General features: G+C 73.2%; 18 protein-coding genes. 7 read left to right on the top strand and 11 right to left on the bottom strand.

Annotation, left to right across the window (positions count from 1 at the left end):
• Positions 1-363 precede the first annotated feature (363 nt).
• The 4 genes from Drose_RS19185 (at position 364) to Drose_RS19170 (ending at position 4,934) form a co-directional block, all read left to right on the top strand.
• Complete coding sequence (locus Drose_RS19185; RefSeq protein ID WP_260722665.1) at positions 364-1,554, top strand: site-2 protease family protein; 1,191 nt, start codon at positions 364-366, stop codon at positions 1,552-1,554.
• 373 nt (positions 1,555-1,927) lie between these two features.
• Positions 1,928-2,680, top strand: coding sequence for a BPL-N domain-containing protein (locus Drose_RS19180; protein ID WP_260722664.1), 753 nt, complete (start codon positions 1,928-1,930; stop codon positions 2,678-2,680).
• Between the two features lie 872 nt (positions 2,681-3,552).
• Positions 3,553-4,518 carry an ATP-binding protein gene (locus tag Drose_RS19175; RefSeq protein ID WP_260729549.1) on the top strand — a complete coding sequence of 322 codons (966 nt, stop codon included), beginning with the start codon at positions 3,553-3,555 and terminating at the stop codon, positions 4,516-4,518.
• Between the two features lie 23 nt (positions 4,519-4,541).
• Positions 4,542-4,934: an SCO5389 family protein gene (locus tag Drose_RS19170; RefSeq protein ID WP_260729548.1), complete on the top strand. Its 393-nt coding sequence runs from the start codon at positions 4,542-4,544 to the stop codon at positions 4,932-4,934.
• Positions 4,935-5,023: 89 nt separating this feature from the next.
• Here the strand turns inward: Drose_RS19170 and Drose_RS19165 are convergent, their stop codons facing one another.
• A complete protein-coding gene (locus Drose_RS19165; protein WP_260729547.1) occupies positions 5,024-5,740 on the bottom strand; it encodes a class I SAM-dependent methyltransferase in 717 nt (238 codons plus the stop codon).
• Positions 5,741-6,174: 434 nt separating this feature from the next.
• Here Drose_RS19165 and Drose_RS19160 point away from each other — a divergent pair, with 434 nt between their 5' ends.
• The 3 genes from Drose_RS19160 (at position 6,175) to Drose_RS19150 (ending at position 8,563) form a co-directional block, all read left to right on the top strand.
• Complete coding sequence (locus Drose_RS19160) at positions 6,175-6,597, top strand: twin-arginine translocase TatA/TatE family subunit (RefSeq protein ID WP_260729546.1); 423 nt, start codon at positions 6,175-6,177, stop codon at positions 6,595-6,597.
• A 73-nt stretch (positions 6,598-6,670) separates the two neighbouring features.
• Positions 6,671-7,552, top strand: a complete 882-nt coding sequence (locus Drose_RS19155; RefSeq protein WP_260729545.1) for a universal stress protein — start codon at positions 6,671-6,673, stop codon at positions 7,550-7,552.
• A gap of 162 nt (positions 7,553-7,714) precedes the next feature.
• Complete coding sequence (locus Drose_RS19150; protein ID WP_260729544.1) at positions 7,715-8,563, top strand: universal stress protein; 849 nt, start codon at positions 7,715-7,717, stop codon at positions 8,561-8,563.
• Positions 8,564-8,651: 88 nt separating this feature from the next.
• On the opposite strand, the gene Drose_RS19145 is transcribed toward Drose_RS19150, so the two are convergent.
• The 10 genes from Drose_RS19145 to hypF form a co-directional block, all read right to left on the bottom strand.
• The gene (locus Drose_RS19145; protein WP_260729543.1) at positions 8,652-9,137 is read right to left on the bottom strand and encodes a hydrogenase maturation protease; all 486 of its coding nucleotides are present in this window, start codon (positions 9,135-9,137) and stop codon (positions 8,652-8,654) included.
• On the bottom strand, positions 9,134-10,435 hold the full coding sequence (locus Drose_RS19140; protein ID WP_260729542.1) for a Ni/Fe hydrogenase subunit alpha: 1,302 nt from the start codon (positions 10,433-10,435) through the stop codon (positions 9,134-9,136). Before Drose_RS19140 ends, Drose_RS19145 begins: the two co-directional genes overlap by 4 nt.
• Complete coding sequence (locus Drose_RS19135) at positions 10,432-11,232, bottom strand: NADH-quinone oxidoreductase subunit B family protein (RefSeq protein WP_260729541.1); 801 nt, start codon at positions 11,230-11,232, stop codon at positions 10,432-10,434. Before Drose_RS19135 ends, Drose_RS19140 begins: the two co-directional genes overlap by 4 nt.
• Positions 11,232-12,047 (bottom strand): FAD/NAD(P)-binding protein, encoded by an 816-nt coding sequence (locus Drose_RS19130; RefSeq protein WP_260729540.1) that lies wholly within the window; start codon positions 12,045-12,047, stop codon positions 11,232-11,234. The genes Drose_RS19135 and Drose_RS19130 overlap by 1 nt, the downstream gene beginning before the upstream one ends.
• On the bottom strand, positions 12,044-12,505 hold the full coding sequence (locus tag Drose_RS19125) for a cyclic nucleotide-binding domain-containing protein (protein ID WP_260729539.1): 462 nt from the start codon (positions 12,503-12,505) through the stop codon (positions 12,044-12,046). Before Drose_RS19125 ends, Drose_RS19130 begins: the two co-directional genes overlap by 4 nt.
• Positions 12,502-13,638, bottom strand: a complete 1,137-nt coding sequence (locus Drose_RS19120; RefSeq protein WP_260729538.1) for a 4Fe-4S dicluster domain-containing protein — start codon at positions 13,636-13,638, stop codon at positions 12,502-12,504. Before Drose_RS19120 ends, Drose_RS19125 begins: the two co-directional genes overlap by 4 nt.
• A 106-nt stretch (positions 13,639-13,744) precedes the next feature.
• A complete protein-coding gene (gene hypE, locus Drose_RS19115) occupies positions 13,745-14,806 on the bottom strand; it encodes a hydrogenase expression/formation protein HypE (RefSeq protein WP_260729537.1) in 1,062 nt (353 codons plus the stop codon).
• Positions 14,803-15,918 carry a hydrogenase formation protein HypD gene (gene hypD, locus Drose_RS19110; protein WP_260729536.1) on the bottom strand — a complete coding sequence of 372 codons (1,116 nt, stop codon included), beginning with the start codon at positions 15,916-15,918 and terminating at the stop codon, positions 14,803-14,805. Before hypD ends, hypE begins: the two co-directional genes overlap by 4 nt.
• Complete coding sequence (locus tag Drose_RS19105; RefSeq protein WP_260729535.1) at positions 15,915-16,181, bottom strand: HypC/HybG/HupF family hydrogenase formation chaperone; 267 nt, start codon at positions 16,179-16,181, stop codon at positions 15,915-15,917. The genes hypD and Drose_RS19105 overlap by 4 nt, the downstream gene beginning before the upstream one ends.
• A 5-nt stretch (positions 16,182-16,186) precedes the next feature.
• A complete protein-coding gene (gene hypF, locus Drose_RS19100; protein WP_260729534.1) occupies positions 16,187-18,538 on the bottom strand; it encodes a carbamoyltransferase HypF in 2,352 nt (783 codons plus the stop codon).
• Positions 18,539-18,625: the final 87 nt, after the last annotated feature.

Below are 18,625 nucleotides of genomic sequence, written 5' to 3'. Positions count from 1 at the left end.
GTTCCCGGGTGGTATCCGCATCCATGGTCCAGGGAGTGATCCGGACCAGGCGGGGACAGGCGCGCGTGGCCATGCGGACGTCGGCCCGGCGACACCGTCGCCGGGCGCGACGTCGTCGTCCGGCACGTAGCGCCACCGTTCAGCCGGCATGAGGCAGGCTCAGGCCGCCCTTCCGGGGCGGCCCGGGCCGTCGTACCTGTGCGGAGCGCGCGAAGCGTTCGCTGCTCGGAGGGTGGGAAGGGCCGGAACAGGGGATCTACCGGGTTGAGGCCGGCCGGCCGGCCGCCGCCGGTGTCACGAGCCTGGCCGGACGGGTGCGCGGAGCGCTGAGGGTGAAGCTGTTGCCGGAGGGCGGTGGTGGCGATGCGGCAGACTGCGCGGCTGGGCCGGCTCGCCGGCATCCCGATCGGGGTGCACTGGTCAGTCCTGGTGATCATGCTGCTGCTGGTGCAGGGCCTGGCGTCGGTGATCCTGCCCGGCGGCGCGCGGGGGTACCCGGCGGCCGTGTACTGGGGTGTGGCGGTGATCGTGGCGGTGCTGTTCCTGGCCGCCCTGCTCGCTCACGAACTCGCCCACGCGCTGGTCGCCCGGCACTACGGGGTGCGGGTACGCGCGATCACCCTGTGGCTGCTCGGTGGCGTGTCCGAGTTGGACGGCGAGGCTCCGCACGCCCGCGCCGACCTGCTGATCGCGCTGGCCGGGCCGGTGGTGAGCCTGGTCGGCGCCGGGGTGTTCGCCGCCGCCGCAGCCGGTGCCTCCGCGTCGGGTGCCGGCCCGCTGGCGGTGACCGGGCTGGGCTGGCTGGCCGTCGTCAACGCCATTCTCGGGGTGTTCAACCTGCTGCCTGGCGCACCGCTGGACGGCGGCCGGGTGTTGGCCGCGGTCCTGTGGTGGGTCCGGGGCGACCGGGCCGGCGCCCGCCGCGCCGCCGGCCGCGCGGGCACGGTGCTCGGTGGGCTACTGATCGCCGCCGGTCTCGTCGAGGTGCTGCTGGCCGCCAATTTCGGCGGGTTGTGGCTGGTGGTCCTGGGCTGGTTCCTCGCCCTGTCCGCCCACGCGGAGACCACCCACGTGATGCTGCGGAAGGCGCTGGCCGGGGTTCGGGTCGGCGACGTCATGACGACACCGGCCGTGTGTGGCTACACCAGCCAGTCCATCGCGGACTTCGTCGCCACGGTGGCCCGCCGCCACCCACACCGCGTCTTCCCGGTGCTGGACCTGGACGGGCGCCTGGTCGGCCTGGTCAGCATCAACCGGCTCGCCAAGGTTCCCCGCACCGACCGGGAGCGGGTGCGACTGGGCGAGGTCTCGGCGCCGGTCGACCGGGCCCACGTGCTGGACCCGGCCGCTCCCCTGATCGACACCGCCCCGGCGCTGTTGGCCGGCGGCCACCGGCTGGCCCCGGTCGTGACCGACGGCCGGTTGACCGGGATCATGACGTCCGGTGACGTGGCCCGCGCCACCGAACTGGCCGAACTGGGCATTACGCCGGACCGTGGCGGCGGGGCCGCGACCACGTCGGGATCCCACGCACCGGCGGACCCCGCCCGGTGACCGGCGAACCGCGACCGGGCCCGCCACCGCGGCGACCGGAAGCGCGCAGGTGATGTCGTGGTGAGAAATCCCAGCCGACCGCCACACGCCCAGGTCAAGAACTGCCAACATTGGTCCGGGGCGTCCGCCCTACGTGGGTCGATGCACGTTTCCGGTTGAAGCCGTCAGCGACAACCGTCTGCCGGCGCGGCTCCCGTGTTCTCCACGTCCAGGAGTGCACCGCCAGGGTGCGCCCCGAACTGCTCGTCCGCGATCCGGCGGATGCCCGCCCAGACGCTCGGAGACGGTGGCCACGCCGCTTGCGTCGCCGACGACACTCATCGATTCTTTTGCCGACCCGCCAGACGCGGGCAACACGATCGAGGTACAGACCATGAAACGTCGCGACTTTCTCATCGGCGCGAGCGCCGCCGGCTTTGTGGCCGGCCTGACCGGCGGGACCGGTGTCGGCCACGCGTCATCCACGAACCGGCCGTTGGCCCTGGTCTACCGTGGCCCCGCGGCCTATCCCGGCTGCCCGGAGGCCGTGGCCGCCCTCCTCAGCGGCGCGCCGACCGGTTTTCGCGTCCAGTTCTGCGGCCCCGACGAGCACGTGCGGCTCTCGGCCGACACGCTCGCCGAAGCCACCGTCTACGCCCAACCCGGCGGCGGGGAGGCGAGGTCGGCGTGGCGCAGCCTGCGCGCGCATTCGGACGACATCCGCGCCTTCGTCAACGACGGCGGACACTACCTCGGGTTCTGCCTGGGGGCATATCTCGCCGGCGGCGGTCCCGGCTTCGGCCTGCTCACCGACGTCGCCGTCGAGAGCTACGTCCGCAGCGCGAAGGCCAGCGTGCGGGGCACCGACAGCACGGTCGTCGGGGTCACCTGGCGGGGCCAACGACGACACATGTACTTCCAGGACGGCGCACACTTCCGGCTCCAACACGACACACCCGCCACCGTGCTCGCCACCTACGACACCGGCGCCGCCGCCGCCGTCGTCACCACCTGTGGCGCTGGACGGGTCGGCCTGGTCGGCCCCCACCCGGAAGCCGACCAGTCGTGGTACACCAACGGCGTGGCCAACCCCGACGGTATCCGCTTCGACCTCGGCCACGACCTGATCGAAAGCACGATCCGCTGACGCCTTCCGCCAACCCGGTGTTGCGCGGTCGCCGGACGGCGCGTTCCGGGCCGAGCGACTTCATGTTGCGGTGGGACGCCCGCCCTGCCGGCAACCAGGTCGGCGGGCGGCGGTGCGCGCGGCGGCGGGGTCAGGGTGGCCGGTCCACCCGGTCCACCCGGCCGACCCGGTATCGAGTGGTCGCCGTGCGTCCTCGACGGCTCACAGGAGTCACCGACATTCCGGACATCCTGATGCATCGACGGTTGAGAATGTGTTGGGATCTGCGTGATGCTGGAGACTTTTGGCACCCAGAGCAGCAAAAAGTCTCCAGCATCACGACGAACCCGGGTCGATCGGGTCGATCGGAAGGTCGGGTGGCCGGGCTCGTCGATGCTGCCAACCCCTCGGCGTGGTGGTCGCGGAGCCGGTCCGGCTGGAAGGAAGACCTGGGCCCCAGGCCACGTTTCCCACCACCTGACGCACCTGAACAGTCACAGATCTGACTGTCGGGCACAAGGCCGCGAAGTTCAGTCCAACGGCCCCTTGTCAACCCGGATCAGGCCGACAATTCAGGCGCGGGCCTCGGAGGTGTCGCCGCCGAGGGTGCCGGCCGGCACGCGTTCCGCCACAATCCGCCGCCGTGCCGCTCGATCCCATGATCATGGAGTCGCCCGACCCGGAACGCGCCACCCCGGGTCGGGCGGCGATCATGAGCGACAGACACCACCAGCACGACCGTGCGCCACCATCCCGTAGCGCCATGCCGGGGTTGAGTCCGGGGCGACGGGGTGAAGCCCTGATGACCCGCAGCGGCACCGAGGCTCAGCCGGCCGGGTCGCCGTCCGCGTGTTCGGCTTGACTCTGCAAATGAAAACCGTTACCAACACAGTGTGAAAGCTGCCTTCGTCGGCAAGGGTGGCAGCGGGAAGACCACCCTTGCCGGACTGTTCTGCCGATTCCTCGCGGCTCAGGACGGCCGGTCGCTGCTGGCCGTCGACGCCGACATCAACCAGCATCTCGCGGTGGCGCTGGGTGCCGACCCCGACGAGGCGGTCCGGCTCCCGGCCCTCGGCGACCACCTGGAAACCGTCAAGGACTACCTCCGCGGCGACAACCCGCGGATCGCGGCAACGTCGGCGATGCTCAAGACGACCCCGCCCGGTCCCGGCTCACGGCTGTTGCGGGTGGCCGAGCCGAACCCGCTGTACGACCGGCTGGTCCACCGCGTCGGCGGGGTGCGGCTCGCGGTGACCGGACCGTTCGCGGCCGGCGACCTGGGCGTGGCGTGCTACCACTCGAAGGTCGGCGCGGTGGAGCTGATGCTCAACCACCTGGTCGACGGCGCGGGAGACTACGTGGTCGTCGACATGACCGCCGGCGCGGACTCGTTCGCCTCGGGACTCTTCACCCGGTTCGACCTCACCTTCCTGGTGTGTGAGCCGACCGTGCGCGGCGTGGGGGTGTACCGGCAGTACGTCGGCTACGCCCGCGACTACGGCGTGCGGGTCGCGGTGGTGGGCAACAAGGTCGACGACGCCGACGACGTGGCGTTCCTGCGCGAGGAGGTCGGCGAAGACCTGCTGTGCTGGATCGGCCGGTCAGGCTTCGTGAAGGCCGCCGAGCGCGGCCGGTTCCTGCCGATCGAGGCGCTGGAGCCGGCCAACGCCAGCGCCTTGGCCACCATGCGTACGGCGCTGGACGGCTGCACGAAGGACTGGGAGCGCTACGCCGCGCAGGCCGCCGAGTTCCACGCCCGCAATGCCGTCGCCTGGGGCAACGCCCGCACCGGCGCCGACCTGGCCGAGCAGATCGAGCCCGGCTTCACTCTCGCGACGGCGACCGCCGCCGCGCCCTGAAAGACGCACCTGAGGAGGAGCGGATGTCCCTGAACGTACCGATCGCGCTGCTGGAGCGCGCCGAGGCCGGGCCGGTCGACGACGCCGAGTTCGTCGCCTGCGTCCGGGACTCCCTGCCGTACGCGTGGCAGATCGTCAGCGGCGTCGCCGCCGACCTGCACGCCGGCGGCGGCGAGTTCGCCGACCACACCGTCCCGCCGCCCAGCGAGGCCGAGCGCGGCCAGTTGCTGCGCGCCCTGGCCAGCGACGCGATCCGCGGCGGCCTCGAGCGGCACTTCGGCGTGCGGCTCGCCTTCCAGAACTGCCACCGGGTCGCGGCGTTCCCGCCAGCCGCGGTCGGCGGCGAGCGCTATCACGCCTTCGTCTCGCCGCGGGGTCAGGTGCTCAACCAGTCGCCTGAGCTGCGGGACTGCTGACCCGCACGACAGGGCCGGGTCCGCCGACGCGGGCCCGGCGCCGCGGCGCCGGCATGGCTTCGGCGACAGCCTGAAGGTGGGTGCCGCCGTCACCGCTTGACCAGCCACAACCCCGACGGGTCCGGGCCGGGCACGAGCTCGCGCAGGTCGGGCCGTTGCCGCCACAACCAGTTGCCGAACAGCAGCACCTGCCAGTCGGCGTTGCCGATCAGGAAGGCGTGCATCAGGTACAGCTCGGTCCAGTCGCGCCGATCCGCCAGCCACACGTCGGGGTATTCGAACGGCCAGAAGCAGTCGTGCACGTGAACGATCACTCCGGACGCCAGGCGGGGCAGCACGTCCAGCACCAGGTGCACGACGTCGGAGCCGGCCTTGACCACATGCGTGGAGTCGACGAACAGCACGTCCCCCGCTTCGAGGGCGAGATAGGTTTCGACCGGCACGTGCTGGGCGCCGGATTCCACGACGGTGACCCGGTCGCCGCGGCGGAGCAGCGAGCGCAGCCGCCGCGAGTTGGGTTCGACGCAGGTGAGGTCGACCTCGGGCAGCGTGTCGAGCGCGACGACGGTCGAGTAGCCGGAGCCGGTCTCGAGGATCCGGGCGGGTGTGTATTTGCGCAGGAGCGCCTGGTAGAGCGCGGCGTCGGGCTGCCCGAACATGTTGTTGTCCGGCACATACCGGTGCCACTCGGGCCGGATGTCGAGGGTGTCGGCGAAGGCGAGCTGCTCGGCCTCGCCGAGGTCGACGCCGTATGGCCGGGTGTCGTTGCGGGCCAGCGCGCGTCGAATGTCCGCCCCGCTCGACACGGGCGAGTGGTAGTGGCCGGCCGGATAGCAACTCGGCTGACGGAATGCCGCCACGGCTGAGCGGATCCGTTTGGCTACGCGCAATTCTCCCCCTTGACGCGACGGCGGTTTCCTGCACCGTACGAAGGCCGGACCGCCCTTCGCAGCGGATCCGGGGCCGCCGCCGGCTTCCCGGCGGGCGGTTTCGTTCTGCCGTGTCGATACCGACCTGGACCCTGCCGCGCTCACCCGGATGCCTGCCCCCGTCACCCGGGCGGGGCCGGGCGTGGTTTGCCGAACCGCACCGGGTGACGTTCGGGCACCCACGCCGAACCGGGGCCCGAGCGATGCCACACTGCTGCCCGGCGCTGCGGCAACGGGCGGCCGACACCACGGCCCCGCCGGTCGCGGGTCGTGGGTGGGTAGGCTTGGCCCGAGTGCAAGGGAGCCGCACGATGGGCTTGGAAAACCTCGACGGCTGGCATCTGATCGCGCTCATCGTGGCCGGCCTGTTGATCTTCGGTCCGGACCGGTTGCCGAGGGCGGTCGGCGACGGCCTGCGCATGGTGCGCAGGGCACGCCGGACGGCCGAGGACGCGACGGACCATCTCCGCCGCGAGTTCGGCATCGACGTCCGGCCGGAAGACCTGCGCCCGGGGACCCCGCTGCGTCAGCGTCTGCTCACGGCGGCCGACGAGGCGTCCCTCCGCGAGCCGCTGCGGGACCTCTACGACGAGGTTCGGGGCGTGGCCGGAGCGGTCGAGCGCGGCGCCCAGGCAGCCGTGGGGGCCGCCGGCCGCGGTAGCTCGCCCGGACGGCGGGCGACATCAGCGCCGCCGCGGCCGGCCGGGCGCACGTCATGGGACGACGCCACCTGAGACCAGGCGGGCGAGCTGCGTGGCCGTCATCCGGAACCAGCGCCGGGTCCGGATCGCCGAGGGGGTGTCCGCCATGAGGACCGACAGGACGGCGGTCGTCGGGGTCGACGGCTCACCGGAGAGCCTCCGCGCCGTCGAATGGGCCGCGGCCGACGCGGCGCGCCGCCAACGCCCCCTCCGCGTCGTGTACGCGTTCCCGCGGCCGACGGTGTACGCGCCGCTGACCGTCCCGGCGTCCTCGCGACTGTACGAGGAAACCATGCGGGAGGGCGCCGAGCAGATCCTCACCGAGGCCGTCAGCCGGGCGGTCATGGTGGCACCGACCCTCGAGATCAGCACGCACATCGCTGTGCGACAGCCGGCCGCCGCGCTCGTGGACGCCTCCAGGCACGCCGCCGTCGCCGTCGTAGGTCATCGTGGCCTCGGCGGCTTCACCGGCCTGCTCCTCGGATCCGTGGGCGTCGAGCTCGCCGCCCACGCCGCCTGCCCCGTCGTCATCGTCCGCCATGCCGACCGGCCAGCCGGTCCCCAGGCCGGCCGGGTCCTCGTCGGCATCGACGGCTCCCACGACGCCGAAGACGCGCTGCGATTCGCCTTCGAGCAGGCCGCGTTCCGCGGCACCGGCCTGACCGCCGTCCACGCCTACCTGTGGCCGGAACCCGCCAATCCCAACGACGTGCTGCCGCTGGTCTGCGACCGGGACGACCTGCGCGACGAGGAGCGGCGCGCCCTGGTCGAGTCGATCACCGGATGGGCCGAGCGGTACCCCGACGTCGACGTCCACCGGCTGGTCGTCCGTGGCCGCCCGGCCGCCGTGCTCACCGAACTGTCCGCCGGCGCGGAACTCCTCGTCGTCGGCTCCCGCGGCCTGGGCGGCTTCACCGGCCTGCTGCTGGGCTCCGTGAGCCAGGCCGTCATCCAGCACGCCGCCTGCCCGGTGGCCGTCGTCAGGTAGGAGCACCGCGGTGACGCGGAACCATCGCGGCACGGCGAGCTGGCGCCGGGCCCGATGCTCCCGAAACGGGACCAACGGCCCTGACGCCGGGCTGCCCCCGCAGGGCATGGTGAGGGTGGAAGGCCGTTTCCAACGGCACTCGCACCGGCAAGGGAGGGCGTCATGAACACCGACCGCCAACCGGTGATCGTGGGTGTCGACGGCTCGCCGGCCGGCTTCGGCGCGGTCCGCTGGGCCGCCGACGAGGCGGTGCGGCATGGGCGGCCGCTCCGGATCACGCACGCCCTGGGCGTTCCAGGCCCGTTCGAGCAGGCGGCGGACGAGCACGAGCTCGCGCTCCACGCCGCGATCGAGGCCCGCGGCTGGCAGCCCGGCCTGCACGTCACCACCTCGACGTGGCACGGCAGCCCGGCTCATGTGCTCGTCGAGCAGTCGCGGCACGCGAGCCTCGTGGTGGTCGGCAGCCGCGGTATCGGTGGCTTCCGCTCGCTGCTGGTCGGCTCGGTCGGCCTCCAGACGGCCGCGCACGCGTACTGCCCCGTGCTGGTCGTCCACCACGCCGAACGGTGGGCCGGACCCGAGTGCCCGCTCCCGCGGCACCAGCCGGTCGTCGTCGGCGCGGACGGCTCGGCCGCCTCGGAACTCGCGGTGGAGCTGGCGTTCACGGAGGCGGCGTCGCGCGGTGTGGCGCTGACCGCGGTGCGCGCGTGGGAGGAGCCGGCACACCGCTGGCGCCGCCCGGTGGACCTCACCCGGCAGGCCGCGGCGGCACGCGACGCGCTGGCCGCCGACCTCGAAGCGTGGCGGGCGAAGTATCCGACCGTGCCGGTCGAACTGCGCGCGGTCCGGGGCGCGCCGGCGCCCGTCCTGGTCGCCGAGGCCGACAACGCGCTCATGGTGGTGCTCGGCCCCCGCGGCAAGGGTGGCTTCGAAGAGCTCCGGCTCGGCTCGGTGACCCAGCAGGTGCTCGAGCACGCCCCGGCGCCGGTCCTCGTCGCACGCCGTTGCTGACCATCCGCCGAGCCGGCATCCGCAGCGCGACGGATCCGGCTCCGGGCACGACCTTCGGCCCAGACCCTCGGCGCCGATCGCCGCCGCCTCACGCGCCGGCTCCGGCGATCGACCGGACCTCCGCGGCGACCGTCTCGACCACCTGCTCGACCACTCGCTCGACGGCCGTCGCCACGGCCGGGGTCAGGCCGAGGCCGTAGCCGACGTCCGCCACCTCGACGCCGAGCACGACCATCCGGCCGGGAAGCCGGCCGAGCTCACGGGCCAGGGCGACGGCCTCGCCCAGGTCCACGGTGTGTGAGCTGGTGCCGCGCGCCGGCCCGCCGGGCCGGCCCGCCATCACGTGCCGATGAACCCGGCCGGGACGCCCGTGATGGCCGTACACCGCGTCGACGACGACGGCAAGACGGCGCCGTTCCCACAGTGTGATGAGCGTGCCGACGTCACCGTCGCTCTCGGCCAGCGTCGCCCCGGTCAGGCCGGCACCCCTGAGCCGCTGGATGACCGCCGGACCGACGCCGTCGTCGCGCCGGTAGGGGTTACCGATACCGATCACCACCACGGGCGGGTTCACGTGCGCTCCACGGTGAGGTCGAGGAAGTGGGTGGCGCAGGAGATGCACGGGTCGTAGTTGCGGATCGCCTGCTCGCACTGAGCGGTGAGCCGTTCGTCGTCGAGGTCCAGCCGGTCCTGCACGTACCGGCGCAGGTCGTCCTCGATGCTCGGCTGGTTCTGCGCGGTGGGCGGCACGATCCGGGCGCTGCGAACGGTCCCGTCGCCGTCGAGTTCGTACCGGTGGAACAACACCCCACGCGGCGCCTCGGTGGCGCCGTAGCCGGTCCCCGCGCGCGCCGGCACCTCCACGTGACACGGTGCCGGCGGCTCGTACGCCTCCACCAGGCGAAGCGCCTCGTCGAGGGCGTAGACGAGTTCGACCGCGCGCACGACGATGCTGCGGAACGGGTTGTCGCAGCGCTGCCCGAGACCCGCCGCCGCGGCCGCCTGACGGGCGAGCGGCGACAGCGCGGCGTGGTTGAGCGCGTACCGGGCGAGCGGGCCGGTGAGGTACGTCCCGGCACCGGTCAGCTCGGCGTGCAGGGCGGTCGAGTGCGGCACCTGCGTCTCGACGACGTGCCGTTCGAAGTCGCGCACCGGGAACGACCGGCCGGACGAGGTCCGCGGTTCGCCGCGGTCGATGGGGTACCGGTGCGGGTCGACCAGGGCGAGCAGTTCGTGGCCGGTGGTGAAGTCGGGGAACGGGAAGCCCGCGACCCACTCGACCGTGGCCAGCGCATGCCCGAGGGCGGGTCGCAGCGTGTCGCGGGCGAGTGCCCGCAGCTCCGCGGGCGACGGAGCGTGGTAGAAGCCGCCGACACGGACGTTGATCGGGTGGATCGCGCGCCCGCCGACGAGTTCGAGGATGGCGTTGCCGGCCTTCTTGAGGGCCAGTCCGCGTTCGACGGCATCCCGGTGGTCGCGGGCCATTTCGACGACGCCGGGGTAGCCGAGGAAGTCCGGTGCGTGCAGGAGGTACACGTGCAGCGCGTGGCTCGCGATCCACTCGCCGCAGTAGAGCAGCCGGCGCAGCTCGGCGATCGGTTCGCCGACCTGGACGCCGCACGCGTCCTCGACGGCCAGGCAGGCGCTCATCTGGTACGCCACCGGGCAGATACCGCAGATGCGGGCGGTGATGTCGGGTGGTTCCGCGTGGCCACGGCCGCGCAGGAACGCCTCGAAGAACCGCGGCGGTTCGTAGATCCGCAGCCGCACGTCGGTCACCGTCGTCCCCTCGACCCGCACGTGCATCGCACCCTCGCCCTCGACCCGCGCGAGGGCACCGACGCGCAGCGCCCGGTCGTTGCGGTGGCTCATCCGGGTTCCTCCCGCTCCCCTTGTTCCTCCTGCTCGGCGGCCGCCCGGAACTCCGGCTTGGCGGTGTGGAAGGTCCGGAACACCCGGGCCACGTCGGCCGGGGACATGCCGAGACCGCGCAGCGCGGCGACCATGGCGGCGGTGTTGGGCTTCGCCATCGGGCCGAAGCAGCCGTAGCAGCCGCGGCCGTAGGCGGGGCAGAGCGCACCGCAGCCCGCGCGGGTGACCGGTCCCAGGCACGGGATGCCTTGCGCCACGGTCACGCAGGCCGTCCCGCGCAGCTTGCACTCCTGGCAGACGCTGTGCACGGGCAGGCCGGGACGGCGCCCGGCGAGCACGGCGGCCAACACACCGATGAGCTGGCGCCGGTCGATCGGGCACCCCGGCAGCTCCAGGTCCACCGGCACGTGCGCCGAGATCGGCGTCGACTCCGCCAGGGTCGCCACGTATTCGGGTTTCGCGTAGACGACCGAGCGGAACTCCTGGACGTCGGCGAAGTTGCGCAACGCCTGGACGCCGCCGGCGTTGGCGCACGCGCCGATGGTCACCAGCATTCCGGACTGCTCCCGGATGCGGTGGATCCGCTCGACGTCGGCCTCGGTCGTGACGGAGCCCTCGACGAGGGAGACGTCGTACGGGCCTTCCACGACCGCGCTGGACGCCTCCAGGAAGTGGGCGATCTCGACGTGCTCGCTGAGCGGCAGCAGTTCGTCCTCACAGTCCAGCAGGGTGAGCTGGCAGCCGTCGCAGGACGCGAACTTCCACACCGCGAGCTTCGGCCGTGCCGGCGCGGCCATCACAGCTCCTTCACCGACAGCAGCGGGCCGGCCTCGTCGTAGCCGACGACCGGGCCGTCGCGGCAGATCAGGAGCGGACCGAGCTGGCAGTGCCCGCAGTGGCCGAGCCCGCAGTGCATGTTGCGCTCCAGCGACAGCCAGACCCGGCCCGCCGGCACGCCCAGGCCGGTCAGGCACCGTGCGGCGAACCGCATCATGATCTCGGGTCCGCACACGAAGGCGACGGTGTCGGCGGGCCGGATGTCGAGACGGTCGGACAGCGCGGTCACCACGCCGACGCGACCGGTCCAATCGGTGGTGGCGCGGTCCACGGTGGCGAACACGTCGAGTCCGGCGGCCCGCCAGGCGTCGTACTCGTCCGGGTACAGCAGGTCGTCCGGGGTTCGCGCACCGACCAGGACGGCCACCCGGCGGTAGCGGTCCCGATCGGCGATCGCGTGGCGTATCACCGGCCGCAGCGGGGCCAGCCCGAGCCCGCCCGCGACGACGACCAGGTCGGCACCGGCGGGGCCGGGCAGCTCCCAGCCACGGCCGAACGGCCCGCGGACGCCGAGCATCCCGCCCGGCTCGGCCCGGCACAGCGCGCCGCTCGTGGCCCCGACCGCCCGGATCGTGTGCGACAGGCCGGCCACGCCGTACCGTCCGGAGACGGAGATCGGCACCTCGCCCACCCCGAAGACGTACAGCATGGCGAACTGGCCCGGCCGGAACACCGGCAGCGGCTCGTCGACCGGTTCGAGCGCGAGGGTGACCGTGTCACCGGTCTCCGGGGTCCGTTCGACGACCCGGTAGCGGCTCGGGGTCATCGTGGTCATGCCGGCGCCCGGTAGAGGTCGAGGAGACGGATCCGGGTCGCCTGCATCCGGTCGACGACGACGGCCATGAAGCGCTTGGTCAGCTCGTAGCCGAAGTCGGGGTGGGCTTCGCACAGCGCGCGGGTGCCGGCGCCGTCGATCGCGATGCCGAGCACCGGTTCGGTGGCGACGGCGCCGAAATGCCAGCGGTACGGCGGGAACATCCAGGACCAGCCGAGGACCGTGCCGGGGCCGAGCGTTTCGACGATGACGTCGCCGCGGCCGGGGATTCGGGTGTCGAGGCTAACGGATCCGTCGCGGACGAGCCAGTACCGCTCGGCCCGGCCGTTCTCCTCGAAGATCCGCGCCCCGGCGCGGAACGACGCGGGATGCGCCCAGCGCGCCAGGCTGTCAAGGTGGCCCAGCGGCAGACCGGCGAGGAACGGATGCGTGACGAGCAGGTCGTACGTGGTGGTCATCGTGGGTCCTCGGTGGGTGTGGGCGGGTGCGCGTTGAGTGCGTGCAGCTCGGCGGTGACGTCGATGCCGACCGGGCACCAGGCGATGCAGCGGCCGCAGCCCACGCACCCGGACTCGCCGAACTGGTCGTGCCAGGTGCCGAACTTGTGCGTGAGCCAGTGCCGGTAGCGGCCGGCACGGGTGTCCCGCACCGGCCCGCCGTGCAGGTGGCTGAAGTCCAGGTCGAAGCACGACTCCCAGGACTCCCAGCGCTCGGCGTGGTCACCGGTCAGGTCGGTGGTGTCGGTGACCGACGTGCAGAAGCAGGTCGGACAGACCATCGTGCAGTTTCCGCAGGTCAGGCAGCGCTCAGCCACGTCGTCCCACTGCGGGTCCGCACGGTGGCCGGCCAGCAACGTGCGCAGGTCGACCTCGGGAAGGGTCCGGCCCATCCGCGCCGCCGCGGCCTCCACCGCCTGTGTGGCGGATGCGATGTCGGTGGCGGACGCCGGCGTGGCGGGAACGTGCGCGAGCACCGCCGCGCCTTCGGCCGTTCCGCTGCTCGCCAGGTACGTCCCGTCGGGGCGTTCGGTCAGCACGATGTCGTAGCCGGCCTCGGCGCCGGGGCCGCCGCCCGCCGACACGCAGAAGCAGGCACCGCCCGGCTCGGTGCAGTTGACCGCGACGACGAGGATCTCGGCCCGGCGGGCGGCGTACCGTTCGCCGTCACCCAGGACGTGGTCGAGGACGCCGATCGCGCGCAGGTCACACGGACGAACACCGAACAATGCCAGCCGGCGCGGCGGCGCGGGTTCGTCGGTCACCGCGAAACCGTCCGCGGACCTGTCCGCCGACCACAGTCGCCGCGCGGGCGGATGGAGCACCTGCTTCCACGACTGCGGTCCGGACGTGTGGGTGAACGCGAGCCGCTCGTCGCCGGGCCGCAGCCGGTAGGTGCCGGCCTCGACCTCGGTCCGCCGGCCGTACGGCAGCTCCGCCGCACCGCTGATCTCGGTGAGCACGATCGCGTGCCCCCGCACCGTCGGACCGACGACCGTACGACCGTCCGCCCGGAGAGCGGTGAAGAGGTCGTCGAGTCCGGGCAGCAGGACCTGGCCGACGTCCCGCGCCGGCGACGAGCACCCCGTGACCATCACGCGCCTCCCGGGTACCGCTCTGTTCCGTCACACTGCGCTGCCACTACCCCACGTAGTGCCGTTCGACCCCTTTTGGATGACCGAAAGGTCCTGTCGAAATGCGTCAGCAGATGCGCGGCAGTTGCTCGCCGACGAGCATGTCGACGACGCGGCGGCCGCCCATGAGCGTGTGCATGACCACCCGGCCGGGGTGCTCCTCCACCACCGACCCGAGCCGGGCCGCCCAGCGCCCCTCGGGCGTCGACCGCATCAGCGCCAGCAGCGCGTCGGCGGCCGCAGGTGCCACCACCGCCACCAGGCAGCCCTCGTTGGCCACGTGCAACGGATCCAGGCCGAGCAGTTCGCACGCGGCCGCGACCGGTGCCGGCACGGTGACGGCGGCCTCGTCGATCTCGATGCCGACCCGGGCGGCGGCGGCGATCTCGTTCAGCGTCGATGCCACACCGCCCCTGGTAGGGTCGCGCATGACGTGGATCGCCGGACCCGCGCCGGCCACCATCGTCGCGACGAGCCGGTGCAGCGGACGGGTGTCGGAGACGATCTCGGCCTCGAACCCGAGCGCTTCCCGGGTGCTCAGGATGGTCGTGCCGTGCGCGCCGATCGGACCGGACAGCAGCACGACGTCCCCGGGGCGGGCGAACGCGGCCGACACCCGGGCCCCGGGCAGCCGGCGACCGAGTCCGGTCGTGGTCACGAACAGGCCGTCGGCCGCACCGCGCCCGACCACCTTCGTGTCACCGGTGACGACCGGCACCCCGGCGGCCGCCGCCGCGGCGCCGACCGAGGCCGTGACCCGCCGCAGGTCCGCGACGGGGAATCCCTCCTCGATCACGTACGCCACCGTGAGCGCCAGCGGTACCGCGCCCATCATCGCCACGTCGTTGACGGTGCCGTGCACCGCCAGCACGCCGATGTCACCGCCGGGGAAGAACAGCGGGCTGACCACGAACGCGTCCGTGCTGATCACGAGATCGAGACCGTCGACCGCCACCACGGCGGCGTCCTCCGGCACGGTCTCGGCAGCGGCGGCGCCGAGCGCCGGCACCACGACGTCGCGCAGCAGCTCCGCGGACAATTGGCCGCCGCTGCCGTGCCCGAGCAGCACCTTCTCGGTCTCGGCGAGCGGAACCGGGCACCCGCCACGGGTCGGGTCAGCGCCGGTCATCGCAGCTCCGCGGCGGTCGCCGACGGCACGCGCCGCCCCGCGTTGTAGAAGGCCGCGCAGGTCCCTTCGGTGGACACCATCGGCGCGCCGAGCGGCGTGCGCGGGGTGCACAGCGTCGCGTAGGCGGAGCAGTCGGTCGGCACCCGGGTCCCCCTGAGGATGTCACCGGCGATACAGGCCGGGTGCTCCCGCGCGGTCAGGTCGGCCACGGCGAAGCGCAGCTCGGCGTCGTATCCGGCGAACTCGTCGGTGAGCATCAGGCCGCTGCCGGGGATGGTGCCGATGCCGCGCCAGGCTCGGTCGCCGATGCGGAACACGCGCCGGATCGCGTCCTGCGCCTCGGTGTTGCCGGAGCGGCGCACCGCGCGGGCGTACTGGTTCTCCACCGCCGCGCGACCGTCCTCGAGCTGCCGGACGGCCATCAGGATGCCTTCGAGGAGGTCGAGCGGCTCGAACCCGGTCACCACGATCGGCACGTGGTACCGGTCGGCGATCGGCTCGTACTGCGTCCATCCCATCACCGCGCACACGTGCCCGGCCGCCAGGAACGCCCGCACCTCGCAGTCCGGCGCGTCGAGGATCGCCGTCATCGCCGGCGGCACCAGCACGTGGCTGACGAGCATGCTGAAGTTCGGCAGGCCGAGCCGGTGGGCCCGGAGCACGGCCATGGCGTTGGCCGGGGCGGTGGTCTCGAAGCCGACGGCGAAGAACACCACCTCACGGTCGGGGTGGTCGGCGGCGATACGGACCGCGTCCAGCGGTGAGTAGACCACACGGACGTCGGCGCCGCGGGCGCGCAGTGCCAACAGGTCGGTGTCGCTGCCCGGCACGCGGAGCATGTCCCCGTAGGAGGCGAAGACGACCTCGTCGCGCCGGGCGATCGCGAGCGCCCGGTCGATGAGCTCGAGCGGCGTCACGCAGACCGGGCAGCCCGGTCCGTGGATCATCCGCACCTCGGCCGGCAGGAGCTCGTCGATGCCCTGCCGCACGATGGTGTGTGTCTGGCCGCCGCACACCTCCATCAGCGTCCACGGCCGGGTGACCGCCGCGTCGATCTCGGCGAACAGGCGCCGCGCGAGGGCCGGGTCGCGGTATTCGTCGACGTACTTCACGGCGCCGCCCCCCGCTCGGGTGTGAGCTCCTGCTCCAACACGTCGCCCATCGCCCGCAGCATCTCCAGGGTCCGCCGCGCCTCGGCCTCGTCCACGAGGCTGATGGCGAACCCGACGTGCACGATCACGTAGTCGCCGACCCGCGCCTCCGGGACGTAGGCGAGGCAGACCTCACGCTCCACCCCGCTGAAGTCGACCGTGCCCATGGGCAGGCCGCCCGAGTCGTCGGCGGCCACGATCCGGCCGGGTATCCCCAGACACATCCGGATCACCCCCTCGCGTCCATCCGGATCCGGGCGGCGGCGACCGCCGCCTGGCCGTAGCTGATCCCGCCGTCGTTGCCGGGAACCCGCTCGTTGACCAGCGGCTCCAGCCCGGCGCCGGACAGCCCGGCGACGACGGTTTCCACGAGCGACTGGTTCTGCATGACCCCACCCGACAGGCAGACGGTGCGCAGCCGCTCCCGCGCGGCGACCTCGGCGCAGAGGGCCACGGTCACCGCGGCGACCGTGGCGTGGAAACCGGCGGCGAGGAGTCCCGGGTCGGTACCGTCGCGCAACGCCTCCAGCAGGGCCAGCAGTGTGGCCGTGGGGTCGTACACGATCAGGTCGTCCCGCGTCACGAGGCGCCACGGCAGCTCGGGTGCGGCCGGGTGGCCGCCGGCGAGCGCCTCCAGCGCGACCGCCGCCTCACCCTCGTACGTCGCGTCGTCCCGGAGGCCGAGCAGCGCGGCGACGGCGTCGAAGAGTCGGCCCGCGCTCGACGCGACCGGGCAGTTGACGCCCTGCGCGACCATCCGCCGCACGGTCGCCACCTCACGCTCCGGCAGCCGTCCCAGGAACGGCGCGGCGGCGCGGAGCACCGCCGCGCGTGAGCGTTCGTCGAGCGGCTCACCGCCGAACAGGTAGCCCAACGCCATGCGGGCCGGTCGCCGCACCGCGGCGGCGCCACCGGGCAGCGGCGCACGGCCGAACCGCGCCACCCGCCGGTACGAGACGAGGTCGGCGACGAGCACCTCGCCGCCCCACAGGGTGCCGTCGTCGCCGAGTCCCAGCCCGTCGTAGGCGACGCCGATGTACCGGCCGGTGACGCCGTGCTCGGCCGCGCACGAGGCGACGTGCGCGTGATGGTGCTGCACGCCGATCCGGCCCCGCACCGGCAGCGCCGCGGCGTACCGCGTCGACAGGTATCCCGGGTGCAGGTCGTGCGCGACGACACGGGGCGTGACACCCACGACCCGGGACAGCCGGGCGAGGTTCGCCTCGAACGCCTCCATCGTGGCCTGCTGTTCCAGGTCGCCGGTGTGCGGACCGACGATCGCGGTGCCGTCCCGGGCCACCGTGAACGTGTGCTTGAGCTGACCGCCGACGGCGAGCAGCGGCTCCGGCGCGGCCACCGGAAGCCCGATGGGCTCCGGCGAGTAGCCGCGGGCCCGCCGTACGAGCGACGGCCGCCCGGCGACGACGCGGGCGACCGAGTCGTCGTACCGGGACCGGATCACCCGGTCGTGGCCGAGGAACCCGTCGGCCAGCCCGGCCAGCCGCCGCCGGGCGTCGGCGTCGTCGATCGCGATCGGTTCGTCCGACACGTTGCCGCTGGTGACCACCAACGGGCGCGCCAGATCGGCGAGCAGCAGGTGATGCAGCGGTGTGTTGGGCAGGAACAGCCCGATCCGGGGGACGCCGGGCGCGACGGAGCCGGCCGTCGGACGCTCCGGTCGCGGGGCGAGCAGGACGATCGGACGCGCGACCGAGGTCAGCAGCGCCGCCTCGGCCGCGCTGACGTGAGCCAGCCGGCGCGCCGCGCCCAGCCCGGACACCATGACGGCGAACGGCTTCGCCGGCCGGTGCTTGCGGATGCGCAGGCGGGCCACGGCCGCCTCGTCGGTGGCATCGCACACGAGCTGGTAGCCGCCCAGCCCCTTGAGGGCGACGACACCACCACGCCGGATGAGCGCCTCCGCCGCGGCGAGCGCGTCCGCACCGTGGCCGCCCGCCGCGGGGCCGTGATCCGTGGCGTGCCACGCCAGCCTCGGGCCGCACGCCGGGCAGGCGATCGGCTCGGCGTGGAACCTGCGGTCGGCCGGATCGGCGTACTCAGCCGCGCAGGCGGCGCACATGTCGAAGCGCCGCATCGTCGTGCGCACCCGGTCATACGGCAGAGCGTCGACGATCGTCGCCCGCGGGCCGCAATCGGTGCAGTTGAGGAAGGCGTAGCGGTACCGGCGATCGCCCGGGTCGAACAGTTCCGTCAGGCACCGGTCACACGTGCCGAGATCCGGGGGTATCAGGCCGACCTCCGCGCCGGTGCCCGCCGGGCGCCGCCGGGTCGACCGAACGACCCGGAAGCCGGTTCCGGTCGCCGGCGCGGACCCGTTCAGCGCGCTCACCCGCACGTCGGCCACCCGGGCCTGGGCCGGGGCGTCGGTGCGCAGCCGCGCGGCGAGCGCGCGCATCGCCTCGATCGAGCCGGCTGCCTCGACCACCACGACGCCGCCGTCGTTGCGGACGCATCCGTCGAGTCCCAGCCCGCGACCGAGACGGCAGACGAACGGCCGGAAACCCACGCCTTGCACCGTCCCGCGGACCTCGATGCGGTGCGCCACCCGCGCTCCGATCATCTGCATACTCCGAGCACCCGCCACGTCAGGCCGACCCGCGAACTGGACCGTGGTTCAAGTCTCTTCCGAAAACGCGCCGGAGCGAAG

Origin of the sequence: Dactylosporangium roseum (assembly GCF_025264685.1) — a bacterium.
GTDB lineage: Bacteria > Actinomycetota > Actinomycetes > Mycobacteriales > Micromonosporaceae > Dactylosporangium > Dactylosporangium roseum.
Note: the sequence above shows the minus strand (reverse complement) of the source record. Positions and strands in the feature narration are given on the sequence as shown.

Bases quoted from the DNA above. Each gene is read 5' to 3' on its own strand.
- Drose_RS19105 (WP_260729535.1), bottom strand. From the start codon at position 16,181: ATGTGTCTGGGGATACCCGGCCGGATCGTGGCCGCCGACGACTCGGGC.
- Drose_RS19150 (WP_260729544.1), top strand. From the start codon at position 7,715: ATGAACACCGACCGCCAACCGGTGATCGTGGGTGTCGACGGCTCGCCG.
- hypE (WP_260729537.1), bottom strand. From the start codon at position 14,806: ATGACCGGCGCTGACCCGACCCGTGGCGGGTGCCCGGTTCCGCTCGCC.
- Drose_RS19140 (WP_260729542.1), bottom strand. From the start codon at position 10,435: ATGAGCCACCGCAACGACCGGGCGCTGCGCGTCGGTGCCCTCGCGCGG.
- Drose_RS19160 (WP_260729546.1), top strand. From the start codon at position 6,175: ATGGGCTTGGAAAACCTCGACGGCTGGCATCTGATCGCGCTCATCGTG.
- Drose_RS19125 (WP_260729539.1), bottom strand. From the start codon at position 12,505: ATGACCACCACGTACGACCTGCTCGTCACGCATCCGTTCCTCGCCGGT.
- hypF (WP_260729534.1), bottom strand. From the start codon at position 18,538: ATGATCGGAGCGCGGGTGGCGCACCGCATCGAGGTCCGCGGGACGGTG.
- Drose_RS19180 (WP_260722664.1), top strand. From the start codon at position 1,928: ATGAAACGTCGCGACTTTCTCATCGGCGCGAGCGCCGCCGGCTTTGTG.
- Drose_RS19130 (WP_260729540.1), bottom strand. From the start codon at position 12,047: ATGACCACGATGACCCCGAGCCGCTACCGGGTCGTCGAACGGACCCCG.
- Drose_RS19135 (WP_260729541.1), bottom strand. From the start codon at position 11,232: ATGGCCGCGCCGGCACGGCCGAAGCTCGCGGTGTGGAAGTTCGCGTCC.
- Drose_RS19155 (WP_260729545.1), top strand. From the start codon at position 6,671: ATGAGGACCGACAGGACGGCGGTCGTCGGGGTCGACGGCTCACCGGAG.
- Drose_RS19120 (WP_260729538.1), bottom strand. From the start codon at position 13,638: ATGGTCACGGGGTGCTCGTCGCCGGCGCGGGACGTCGGCCAGGTCCTG.
- Drose_RS19185 (WP_260722665.1), top strand. From the start codon at position 364: ATGCGGCAGACTGCGCGGCTGGGCCGGCTCGCCGGCATCCCGATCGGG.
- Drose_RS19170 (WP_260729548.1), top strand. From the start codon at position 4,542: ATGTCCCTGAACGTACCGATCGCGCTGCTGGAGCGCGCCGAGGCCGGG.